Raw genomic sequence first — 11877 nt, forward strand, 5'->3', positions numbered from 1 at the left:
GTCCGTGCTAGCGGGCGGCGAAGTCGACAGCAGTCGGCAGCGCCGCCCGTTTCACATGTTCGGGGTTCCGTTGCGGCGCAATGGATTCGAGCTAACCGGCCGCGGCGTCCGCGATGGACATGGCCTCGCGCGCTCCCGCCTCGAGTGCGCCGCAGCAGAGGATCACCCAGCTCCCGACCCCCGCCGGCTCACCCGACGCGAATGCGGCAGCCCCGTTGCGGTACGCCTGCTGCCGGCGCAACCAACTGACCTCCGGGACCCCGAGATTGTGGGGATCGAGCCCGCTCGACACCGCAACCAGACGCGACGCGGCGCGGGCGACGATGCCGTCGCCGACCCCGAACGGCCTCAGCGTCAACAGTTCCCCGTGCACCACGGCCGCCAGGACCGGTGCGGGCGCATCCGTTCCGCCCGTCACGAGCTGGGCGAGACCGTCGAGCCGCTCTCCCACGCCGGACGCGGCACGCGGCCTTCCCAGCAATTCCTGATCGTCCACCAGGTCGGCCGCGGCCAGCAGGTGCAACCGCGCGAGCGCCTGCAGGGGAGCCCGCTGCCACGTGGACTGCAGCAGGGTGAGTGCGTCACCATCGAGGGCCTGCCCGACTCGGAGTGCCCCCGACAGAATCGGGTCGCCGGCCACTCCGGGAGCGGGCAGTTCGGTGCTCCCCCCGTCCAGCGACGCCGAGGCGCGGGCCGCACGGACCGCCGCCTCGGCCGCGGTGGTCGGCCAGCCGCGGCGGTTGGTCTTGTGCCGGTGAACCGCGCCGAGCGCGTCGCGCGCACGGTCCGCGGCGTCGCGGACACCGAGAAGGTCGACGAGGGGCTGCAACGGGTCGCTCACGTATCGGAACGCTACCCGGCGCCGTCCCGGGTCAGGCGCCGAGCCGGATCGATCCGCCCGGGATCGCGTCCAGCAACTTCCGCGTGTAGTCCTCCTGCGGGGAGTCGAACACCTCGTCCGTCGTGGCCTTCTCCACGATCGCACCCGCGGACATGACGAGCACGTCGTCGGCGATCTGCCGGACCACGGCCAGGTCATGGGTGATGAACAGGTAGGTCAGCCCCAGCTCCGCCTGAAGGTCGTTCAGCAGGGTGAGGATCTGGTCCTGGACCAGCACGTCGAGCGCCGACACCGCCTCGTCGCACACCACCATCTCCGGTTGCAGCGCCAGCGCCCGCGCGATCGCCACCCGCTGTCGCTGTCCGCCCGACAGCTCGTTCGGGAACCTCCGCATCACCGACGGCGGCAGTGCGACCTTGTCCAGCAGGTCCCGGACCCGCGCCTCCCGCTCCGCCTTGCTCCCCACCTTGTGGGTGCGCAGCGGCTCCTCGACGGTGCGGAAGATCGAGTACATCGGGTCGAGGGTGCCGTACGGATTCTGGAAGATCGGCTGAACCCGGCGCCGGAACGCCAGCGTCTCGCGACGATCCAGCGTCGCGACGTCCGTGCCGTCGAACACGACATTCCCCGACGTGGGAGCGAGAAGGCCGAGGACCATCTGCGCGACCGTCGACTTGCCGGACCCCGACTCGCCGACGATGGCCGTGGTCGTCCCGCGCCGGACCGCGAAGGAGACGTCGTCGACGGCGGTGAAGTCGGTGGACTTGCGCAGCCCGTGGCGGATCTTGAACACCTTGGTCAGTCCGGTGGCCACGACCACGTCGTCGGTGGCCTTGCCGAACTCGACGCCGATCTCGCCGTGTTGTTCGGCCTCCCCCACCACCTCGAGGGCATGCTCCCGGATGTCCGCTCGGGCCAGTGCGGAACTCCGGCGCTGCGACGCGAGCGACGGAGCGGCCGCCACCAGCTTCCGGGTGTACGGGTGGCGCGGGCGCTGCAGGATCTCCAGCGCCGGACCCGCCTCGACGACCCGTCCCTTGCTCATGACGATCAGGTGCTCGGCGCGTTCGGCGGCGAGCCCGAGGTCGTGGGTGATGAGCAGCACCGCGGTGCCGAGTTCGTTGGTGAGACCGTCGAGATGGTCGAGGATCTGACGTTGGACCGTGACGTCGAGCGCCGACGTGGGCTCGTCCGCGATCAGCAACTGCGGCCGGGCCGAGAGCCCGATCGCGATGAGCGCCCGCTGCCGCATGCCCCCGGAGAACTCATGTGGATACTGGCCGAGGCGGCTCTCGGCGTCGGCCAGCCCCGCCTCCTCGAGCAGCTCGGCGGCGCGCGCCTTCGCGGCCTTGCCCTTCGCGATCCCGTTGGCTTCCAACGCCTCCTCGATCTGGAACCCGACCTTCCACACCGGGTTGAGGTTCGACATCGGATCCTGCGGGACGAGCCCGATCTTCCGTCCTCGCAAGGCGACGAAGTCGCGCTCGGGCGCCTCCGCCAGATCCTGACCCGCGAAGAGAATCCGCCCGCCGGTCACCTGTCCCGTCCCCGGCAGCAGGTTGATGATCGCGTGCGCGGTGGTCGACTTGCCCGACCCGGATTCACCGACGATCGCCACCGTCTGCCCCGGATACACCGTGAGGCTGACACCGCGCACCGCGGGCACGAGCCCGGAATGGGAGCGGAACGACACCTCCAGGTCCTGGATCTCGAGCAGGGGAATTTCTTCGGACGAACTCTGCGGCCGGGCCGAATCGTTCGTCGACATCGCGCTCACCTCTTCCTCGCCTTGGGATCGAGCGCGTCCCGGAGCGCGTCGCCCATCATGATGAAACCGAGCACCGTGACGGCCAGCGCGGTTGCCGGGTAGAACAGGATCGGCGAACCCTGACGCAGCGTGACCTGCGCGGTGCTGATGTCGCCGCCCCACGAGATCTCCGTGGACGGCAGACCGATGCCGAGGAACGACAGCGTCGCCTCCGCCACGATGTAGATGCCGAGCGAGATGGTCGCGATCACGATGATCGGGGCCAGCGAGTTCGGCAGCACGTGCCGGACGAGAGTGCGCACATTCGAGACTCCCAGCGCCCGCGACGCCATCACGTAGTCGTTGTTCTTCGCCGAGATCACCGCGCCGCGAGCAATTCTCGCCATCTGCGGCCAGCCGAACAGGGCGAGAACGACGATCAACGTCCAGATGGTGCGATGGGCGAACAGCTGCATCAGAACGATCGCAGCCAGGATGAGCGGGATGCCGAAGAAGATGTCGGCCACCCGCGACAGCAGCGAGTCCGCCCAGCCGCCGTAGAACCCCGCGACCGCACCGAACACCACACCCACGACGAGCACCATGGACGTGACACCGACACCCACCAGCACCGACGCCCTGGCCCCGTAGATCGTGCGGGAATAGATGTCGCAGCCCTGCTTGTCGAACCCGAACCAGTGGCCCGCCGACGGTCCCTGCATGCTGAACTCCAGGTCGCAGAACCTGGGGTCCGTGCTGGTGAACAGGGACGGAAAAGCGGCCACGACGATCACCACGACGATGATCACGGTGGCCACCAGGAACAGCGGGCGTTTCCGAAGGTCCCGCCACGCATCCGACCATATGCTCGTCGGCGGCTGGTCGATGTGAACGGCGTCGACCTCCCCCGGCGCCGCCACTTCTTCGGGCGCGACGAAATGTGCCTGACGCGTCTTCCGGTCGCCCCGCGAGGCGGACTCGTCCCTCTCCAATTTCTCAGACATAGCGGATCCTCGGGTCGAGCGCGGCGTACAGGAGGTCGACGACCAGGTTGGCGATCAGATAAATGACGATCAGCACCGTCACGAACGACACGACCGTCGGCGCCTCACCGCGGGTGACCGCCTGATAGATCGTGCCGCCCACCCCGTTGATGTTGAAGATGCCCTCGGTGACGATCGCGCCGCCCATCAGGGTGGCGAGATCCGCGCCGAGGAACGTGACCACCGGGATCAGCGAGTTGCGCAGCACGTGCACCTGCACGACGCGACGACGTGAAAGCCCCTTGGCGGTCGCAGTTCTCACGTAGTCCGCCGTCAGGTTCTCCGCAACCGACGTCCGGGTGAGCCGGAGAACGTACGCGAACGACACCGAACCCAGCACGAAGGCCGGCAACAGCAGATTCTTGAAACTCGTGTTGCCGCCGACCGTCGGCGGCACCCACCCCCATTTCACGCCGATGAAGAATTGGGCGAGGAAACCGATGACGAAGATCGGGATGGCGATGATCACCAGGCTGACGAGGAGGACGGAACTGTCGAAGATGCCACCCTTGCGGAGCCCGGCGAACAGTCCGAAGCCGATCCCGAAGATCCCCTCGATCGCGAGCGCCATCAGCGACAGCTTGATGGTGATCGGAAAGGCCTGCGCCAAAACTTCACTGACGGGCCGACCTGAGAAGGACACGCCGAAGTCGAGGGTGAAGATGCCCTTCAAATACAGGAGATACTGCGTCAGGAAGGGCTCGTCGAGGTGGTACCGGGCACGCAGCTGTGCCGCCACCGCGGGGCTGAGCGCCTTGTCGCCGGCCAGCGCGGCGATCGGGTCGCCGGGCAGTAGGAACACCATCGCGTAGATCAGGAACGTGGCACCGAGAAACACGGGGATCATCTGGAGCAACCGGCGACCGACGTACCAGAGCATCGGATCACCTCCTCTTCGTCGCAGAGAACTCCTGCGCGTCAGTTCTTCTCGATGTCGGAGTACATCGGGATGCCCTTCCAGTCGATGGTCACGTTCGAGACGTTCTCCGACCAGCCGCTGGCGGCGTTGCGATACCACATCGGGACGGCGGGCAGATCGCGCAGCAGAACCTCCTGTGCCTGATTCAACAGGTCCTGCGCCTTGCCGGGATCCACCTCACCCGCGGAGGCGCGTAGCAGCCGATCGAATTCGGGGTTCGAGTAGTCGCCGTCGTTGGAACTGCCGCCGGTCTGGTAGTTCTGCGCGAGGAAACCGTACTGCTGCGGGTAGTCGCCCTGCCATCCCGAACGGAATGCGCTGGGGATGGTCCGGTTGGTGGCCTCGGTGCGGATCTGCGCGAACGTGGGGTACTCCTTGCCCTTCGCGTCGATACCGAGCGTGTTGCGAATGTTGTTGGCGGTGGCGTCCACCCATTCCTTGTGCCCGCCGTCGCCGTTGTACGCGATCTCGAAACTGCCCGACCACGGGGCGATGGCGTCGGCCTGCGCCCACAGCCGCTTCGCCGCCTCCGGGTCGTACTTCAGGTTGCCGTTGCCGGCCAGCGAATCCGACCAGCCCTCGATCGCGGGACTGGTGAAGTCGAGGGCCGGGGTGCGGGTGTTGTTGTAGATCTGCCGGGTGATCTGGTCGCGGTTGATCGACATGGAGATGGCCTGGCGGCGCAGCGTGCCCTCCTCGCCGCTGAAGTGCGGCAGACGGCCCGGGATCGTGAACGTCTCGATGGTCGCGGACGGCTGGTTCACGGTGCGGCCCGGCAGGTCGGTCTCGAACGTGGTGACCGCGCTCGGCGGCACCTGATCGAGGACGTCGACGTTGCCCGCGAGCAGATCCGTGTAGGCGGTGTCGAGGCTGTTGTACATGACGAAGTCGACGCCGGCGTTCTTCGGTTTGCGGTTGCCGGTGTAGTCGGGGTTCGCGACCGTGTCGATCCGGACGTTGTGCTGCCAGGCATCGGGGCCGGACATCATGTACGGGCCGTTGCCGACCGGATTTTTCCCGAACGCGGCCATGTCCTTGTACGCCACCGCCGGCAGCGGGTAGTAGGCGGCGAACCCGAGACGGTCCGGGAACGCCGCCTCGGGTTGCTTGAGTTCGATGGTGAACGTGGAGTCGTCGACCACCTTCAGGCCCGACATGGTTTGCGCGGTCGGGTTCTCGGCCGCCACCTCGTCGTAGCCCTGGATCGGGTCGAAGAAGGATGCCTGGATCTGTGCGTTCGTCGACAACGCGCCGTAGTTCCAGGCGTCGACGAAGGAGGCGGCGGTGACCGGGGTGCCGTCGGTGAACGTCCAGCCGTCCTTCAGCTTCACGGTGAAGTTCTTGCCGTCGGTGGTCTCGATGGACTCGGCGACCTCGTTCTCGACCCCGCCGTCGGCGTTGTAGGAAACGAGACCCGCGAACACGGAATCGACGACGCGGCCACCCTGATTCTCGCTGGTATTGGTGGGAACCAACGGGTTCTGCGGCTCACTCGCCCATGCGTTGACAATGCCGCTGCCACCGCCGCTCGTGGAATCGCCGGACGAGCAGGCGGACAGCATCCCTGCCGCCAGGCCCACCGCCAGAACGGCGGTGGCCACACGTGTGATGCGCAAAGCGATCCTCCCAGATCTGCGTGGTTCCGAGCAGTGGCAGGCACAGCCCGGACCAGCGCCTCCGTCGAAGGGCGACGGGGCGGACGAGGCGACCGTCAAGCGGATGATCAACCTCCCGAGCCCGGCCGGATAATGGGTTGACGATAAGTCAGGGTTCCGATCCGTGTAGCCCGTCGGAGGAAACTCGTCCAATCGGCATCCGATCGAAACATCGCGGGACCTGAGCTTCCCGCTCGTCGCCTCCGACAGCCGTCCGTCGCGCCTATTCGACCGATCGTCGCAGAACAGGGGCATGCAACCCTGTGCAACGGTGCGCACCGCAGCCCTTGTGACTACCCTCACACGTGCTAGAAGTGCCGAATTCGAGACTGGAAAGAAGGCCGGGCGACAATGACCAGTGCAGCACAGGCGAGCGGAGCGACGGAGAAGTCGGAACAGTCTGACGCCGTCCCGCAGGTGTACCCGCCGAGCCCGGCGTTCACCGAGACCGCCAACGCCGGCCCCGAACTCCAGGCCGCCGCCGACGAGGACCGCCTCGCGTTCTGGGCGGCGCAGGCCGAACGCCTGCACTGGCACACCCCGTTCTCCGAGGTACTCGACTGGTCCGACGCCCCCGTGGCGAAATGGTTCGTCGGCGGCGAACTCAACGTCGCCTACAACTGCGTCGACCGCCACGTCCTCGCCGGCAACGGCGACCGCGTCGCCATCCACTTCGAAGGCGAACCGGGCGACACCCGCGACCTCACCTACAACGACCTGCTCACCGAAGTCAGCAAGGCCGCCAACACCTTCACCGACCTCGGACTCGTCGCCGGCGACCGCGTCGCCATCTACATGCCGATGATCCCCGAGGCCATCGTCACCATGCTCGCCTGCGCCCGCCTCGGCCTGACCCACTCCGTGGTCTTCGCCGGATTCTCCGCCAGCGCACTGCGCTCCCGCATCGACGACGCCGAAGCCAAACTCGTCGTCACCGTCGACGGCCAGTGGCGCCGCGGCCAGGCCGCACCCCTCAAGCCCGCCGTCGACGAGGCGGTGGACGGGGCGAAGTCCGTCGAGCACGTGCTCGTCGTCAAACGCACCGGCATCGACGTCGACACCGCCGACGGCCGGGACCTGTGGTGGCACGAGACCGTCGAGAAGGCGTCCGGCACCCACACCGCGGCCCCGTTCGACGCCGAGCACCCACTGTTCATCCTCTACACCTCCGGCACCACCGGAAAGCCCAAGGGCATCATCCACACCTCCGGCGGTTACCTCACCCAGGCCTCGTACACCCACCACAACGTCTTCGACCACAAGGCGGGCCAGGACGTGTACTGGTGCACCGCCGACATCGGCTGGGTCACCGGCCACTCCTACATCGTCTACGGGCCGCTGTCCAACGGTGTCACCCAGGTGGTCTACGAGGGCACCCCCAACTCCCCCGACGAGCACCGCCACTTCCAGATCATCGAGAAGTACGGCGTCAGCATCTACTACACCGCACCCACCCTGGTGCGCACGTTCATGAAGTGGGGCCGCGAGATCCCCGACGCCCACGACCTGTCCTCGATCCGGCTCCTCGGCTCCGTCGGCGAACCGATCAACCCCGAGGCCTGGAAGTGGTTCCGCGAGGTGATCGGCGGAAACCAGGCCCCGATCGTCGACACCTGGTGGCAGACCGAGACCGGCGCGATCATGATCTCCCCGCTGCCCGGCATCACCGCCACCAAACCCGGCTCCGCGATGGCCCCGCTGCCCGGCATCTCCGCGAAGATCGTCGACGACGACGCCACCGAACTCGGCGCCGGCGGCTCCGGCTACCTCGTGCTCGACAAGCCGTGGCCGGCGATGCTCCGCGGCATCTGGGGCGACATGGACCGCTACCGCGAGACCTACTGGTCGCGCTACCCCGAGCAGGGCTGGTACTTCGCCGGCGACGGCGCCAAATACGACGACGACGGCGCCCTCTGGGTCCTCGGCCGCGTCGACGACGTCATGAACGTCTCCGGGCACCGCATCTCCACCTCCGAGGTCGAATCCGCCCTCGTCGGACACCACGGCGTCGCCGAGGCCGCCGTCGTCGGCGCCGCCGACGAGACCACCGGCCAGGGCATCGTCGCGTTCGTCATCCTCCGCGAAGGCGTCGAAAACACCGGCGACACCCTCATCGCCGAACTCAAGGCCGAGGTGTCCCGGGAGATCAGCCCGATCGCCAAGCCCCGCCAGATCACCATCGTCCCCGAACTCCCCAAGACCCGCTCCGGCAAGATCATGCGGCGCCTGCTCAAGGACATCGCCGAAGGCCGCGACCTCGGCGACACCTCCACCCTCGTCGACCCCAAGGTCTTCGACGCCATCCGCGGCAAGTAGGTCGCTCCGCCCCCGTGAGTGGTTGACGAGTCCTTGCACCCCTCATCCACTCACGGGCGGCGCAGCCGCCACAGCGTCTGCTCCTCGTCGATCCCCTTCAGACCTGCAGTGAACACGTCGCACCGGTAGTCCGACACCGCGAGCAGGGCACCCACCTCAGGGTCGTCGTGCACGGCCCGCGACAGAACGATGTCGCCGCCGTTCGCACACCCCTGCACCCGCGCTGCGAGATTGACGGTCGCGCCGAAATAGTCGACGCTGCCGTCGTTGTCGATCATCACCGCAGGCCCCTGGTGCAGCCCGACCTTCAGCGCCACCGAGTGGTCCGCACCCAGGTGCTCGCGGCGGAAGTCGTCCCAGCCGGACTGCATCGAGGAGGCCGCCGCCCAGGCCTCCGTCGCGGCCGCGAACGTCGCCATGACCGCGTCGCCCATCTGCTTCACGACGCCGCCGTTCGCCCGCACCACCGCCTCCCGCAGGTACCGGAAATGGCTCTGCACGAACGCGAACGCCCGGACGTCGCCGATGCGCTCGTACAAGGCGGTCGAACCACTCAGATCCGTGAACAGCACCGCCAGGTTCGCGATCCCGATCTCGTCGCCGGGGGCCACCCCCTGATCCGGGAACAGGTCCTGGAAACCCTCCAGCGACGTGACGAGCGCACCGGTTGCCGCGGCATCCCTCCACCGCTCCCGCTCGACCACCACCAGCGCCTCACCGGGGAGCCGGTTGGCGACCTCCAGGCGGATCGACCCGCCGGTGTCGGGTGAACTCCGCACCCGGAGTTCACCGGGCCCGCACTCGACCCGCACCGTTCCACCGGAAGAGCCGACGTCGCAGTCCACCGGGGCGCCCACCTGATAGCACCGGAGCCGCAACCACCCCGCGTCGAGGTCGAGCCGCTCGGACCACCGCTCCCCCGGCTCGAGCCGCAACTGAGCCACCGCCGACGGTGAATTCGCCGGACCACCGATGCAGTAGCGCGCCCGCTCCGCCCGGCGGACGGCCGGGTTGACGTCGAAGCGGATCTCCACCGACCTCGCGAGGTCCGTGTCGAAGGCGATGTCACAGGTGTCGCAGTGGACGCGGCTCGGCAACTGTCGAATTCGGCCGGCGTCCTCGCGGGCGGTCCGGCAGACCGGGCACAGCACACTCCAGCTCAGGTCCAGCAGACCGCAGTCCGCGGCGTGGAGGAAGACGTACAGCACCTGCATGCGGTCGGCACCCCAGCGGTCCGCCAACTCGAACGGGCGCATGCCCGTCACCTCCAGATCGGAGGCGGTCCGCAAGTGGGACTCCAAGTGCCCGATCAGGTTCCGACCGTCGTGCGATCGAGACAACTGCGCCGTCCGGGCCTCCAACCGGCCCAGGTCCAGCCGCTCCGGGGGCGGCAGGGCGGGGACGGGGTGCGCCTGCGGATCGCGGTCGTGGAGTTCCAACGCGCGTGCGAGCGCCACCGTCTTCCGTAAACCCGTGCGCGCCAGCAGCGTTCTCGCCACAATCGCACCGAACCACGTCCGCGGAACGATCCGCGCGAACACCTCGACCTCGGTGTCGTCGGCGGCCGGATGCAGCCGGACACCGGTGGAGATCTCCGTCAGCGGTCCGCCCGAGAATCGGCGGAGGACCTGATAGAAGCGGCCCTCGATCCACTCGAACGGAAACTCCTCGTACCGCACCCGCCGCCCGTACGAGCGGGTCTCCGCCGAAAAGTGTCCCTTGCGGCGTCGATCCAATGTCGGCGCGAACTGCACCGGCGACAGATCGATGTTGCGATTGAGCCGGTCGGTATCGGCGAGAAACGACCACAGATCCTGCGTCGGCAGCCGGATCCGGGCCCTTCGGGACAGCAGCACGGCTTTCGCCATGCAAGAACTATAGGCCCTTCGGGCTCGTGCGCCTTTCTGGTAGCTGGAGCAACCAGAAAGGCGCACGGGGGCTACGCCCCTACGTCGTCGAGCGACTGGTCGCGGGTCTCCCGCATGACGAGGAGAGCGACGAACGTGAGCGCGGCGGCGATCAGCAGGTAGATCCCCACCCAGCCGACGCCGTAGGTGGTGGCCAGCCAAGTGGCGATGAACGGGGCCACGGCGGCGCCCAGGATGCTGGCGGTGTTGTAGGCGATCCCCGAACCGGTGTACCGCACGTTGGTCGGGAAAAGCTCGGGCAGGACCGCGCTCATCGGGCCGAAGGTCATGCCCATCAACAACATTCCGATGGCGAGGAATGCCAGCATGCGGGCGTTGCCCATCCCTTCCTGGTTCAGCATCACACCGAACGTGAGGCCGAACACCATGATCAGTGCGGTGATCGTCAGCAGCGTGATGCGGCGACCGTAGCGGTCGGCCAGCCACCCCGACACGGGGACGGCGCCCGCGAAGAACAGGACAGCGACGAGCTGGAGCACCAGGAAGTCGGCGTACTGGAACCCGGCTCCGGTGCCGCCCTGGGCGGGGGTCTTGCCGGTGCCGTAGCTGAGCACCCAGGTGGTCATGATGTAGAACAGCGTGTACGTGGCGAGCATGACGAACGTGCCGATGACCAGTTGACGCCAGCTGGTCTTGAACACCTCGGCCAGCGGGGTCTTCACCTTCTCGCCCCGCTCCACGGCGCGGGCGAACACCGGTGTCTCCTCGAGTTTCAGGCGCACGTACAGACCGATCATCACCATGATCGCGCTGAGCAGGAACGGGATACGCCAGCCCCAGGTGAGGAACGCGCCGTCCAGGTCGGGGCTGCCGTTGTCGTGGTCGAGGAACAGCGTGATGATCAGGAACAGGCCGTTGGCGAGGAAGAACCCGATGGGCGCGCCGAGTTGCGGCCACATCGCCGCCCAGGCCCGCTTGCCCTTCTGCGCGGTCTCGGTCGCGAGCAACGCCGCACCGCTCCACTCGCCGCCGAGGCCGAGCCCCTGGCAGAACCGCATCAACGCCAGCAGGGCGGGCGCCACGATGCCGATCTGGTGGTACGTCGGCAATAGGCCGATCACGAACGTGGCGATGCCCATCGTGAGGAGTGAGCCGACGAGCGTCGTCTTGCGCCCGATGCGGTCACCGAAGTGGCCGAACAGGATCGACCCGAGCGGGCGGGCGACGAAGGCGAGGCCGAACGTGGCGAGGGACGCCAGCAGGGCGGTGGTGCCGTTTCCCTTGGGGAAGAACAGGTGTGGGAACACGGACACTGCCGCGGTGGCATAGATGTAGAAGTCGTAGAACTCGATGGACGTCCCCACCATGCTCGCGACGACGATCCGGCTTCTGGGTACGCCGGCGACGGTGGTCCCGTCGTCCGGTTCTGGCTTCGACGTATCGACGGCACTGCTCACTCGACTTACTCCTGCACGATGCTATTTCAAC

At 67.6% G+C, this 11877-nt stretch carries 8 protein-coding genes; 1 reads left to right on the forward strand and 7 read right to left on the reverse strand.

Translation table 11 applies throughout. The annotated features are described in order from the left end of the window. Positions 1-91: 91 nt before the first annotated feature. Genes H0B43_RS15045 through H0B43_RS15065 form a run of 5 tightly spaced genes read right to left on the reverse strand, consistent with a single transcriptional unit; the run spans position 92 to position 6166 of the window. A complete protein-coding gene (locus H0B43_RS15045; protein ID WP_185727194.1) occupies positions 92-841 on the reverse strand; it encodes an oxidoreductase in 750 nt (249 codons plus the stop codon). A gap of 31 nt (positions 842-872) precedes the next feature. Beyond that, positions 873-2618, reverse strand: coding sequence for an ABC transporter ATP-binding protein (locus tag H0B43_RS15050; RefSeq protein WP_185727193.1), 1746 nt, complete (start codon positions 2616-2618; stop codon positions 873-875). After that, positions 2615-3592, reverse strand: coding sequence for an ABC transporter permease (locus H0B43_RS15055; protein WP_185727192.1), 978 nt, complete (start codon positions 3590-3592; stop codon positions 2615-2617). Before H0B43_RS15055 ends, H0B43_RS15050 begins: the two co-directional genes overlap by 4 nt. Beyond that, on the reverse strand, positions 3585-4511 hold the full coding sequence (locus tag H0B43_RS15060) for an ABC transporter permease (RefSeq protein ID WP_185727191.1): 927 nt from the start codon (positions 4509-4511) through the stop codon (positions 3585-3587). The genes H0B43_RS15055 and H0B43_RS15060 overlap by 8 nt, the downstream gene beginning before the upstream one ends. A 38-nt stretch (positions 4512-4549) precedes the next feature. Further along, a complete protein-coding gene (locus tag H0B43_RS15065; RefSeq protein ID WP_185727190.1) occupies positions 4550-6166 on the reverse strand; it encodes an ABC transporter substrate-binding protein in 1617 nt (538 codons plus the stop codon). A gap of 390 nt (positions 6167-6556) precedes the next feature. On the opposite strand from H0B43_RS15065, the gene acs reads away from it, so the two are divergent. Then, positions 6557-8521, forward strand: a complete 1965-nt coding sequence (acs, locus tag H0B43_RS15070) for an acetate--CoA ligase (RefSeq protein WP_185727189.1) — start codon at positions 6557-6559, stop codon at positions 8519-8521. A 50-nt stretch (positions 8522-8571) separates the two neighbouring features. Here the strand turns inward: acs and H0B43_RS15075 are convergent, their stop codons facing one another. After that, complete coding sequence (locus H0B43_RS15075) at positions 8572-10389, reverse strand: adenylate/guanylate cyclase domain-containing protein (protein ID WP_185727188.1); 1818 nt, start codon at positions 10387-10389, stop codon at positions 8572-8574. Between the two features lie 71 nt (positions 10390-10460). Further along, positions 10461-11846 carry an MFS transporter gene (locus H0B43_RS15080; protein WP_185727187.1) on the reverse strand — a complete coding sequence of 462 codons (1386 nt, stop codon included), beginning with the start codon at positions 11844-11846 and terminating at the stop codon, positions 10461-10463. Between the last annotated feature and the right edge of the window lie 31 nt (positions 11847-11877).

Origin of the sequence: Rhodococcus sp. 4CII (assembly GCF_014256275.1) — a bacterium.
Classification (GTDB): Bacteria; Actinomycetota; Actinomycetes; order Mycobacteriales; family Mycobacteriaceae; genus Rhodococcus_F; species Rhodococcus_F wratislaviensis_A.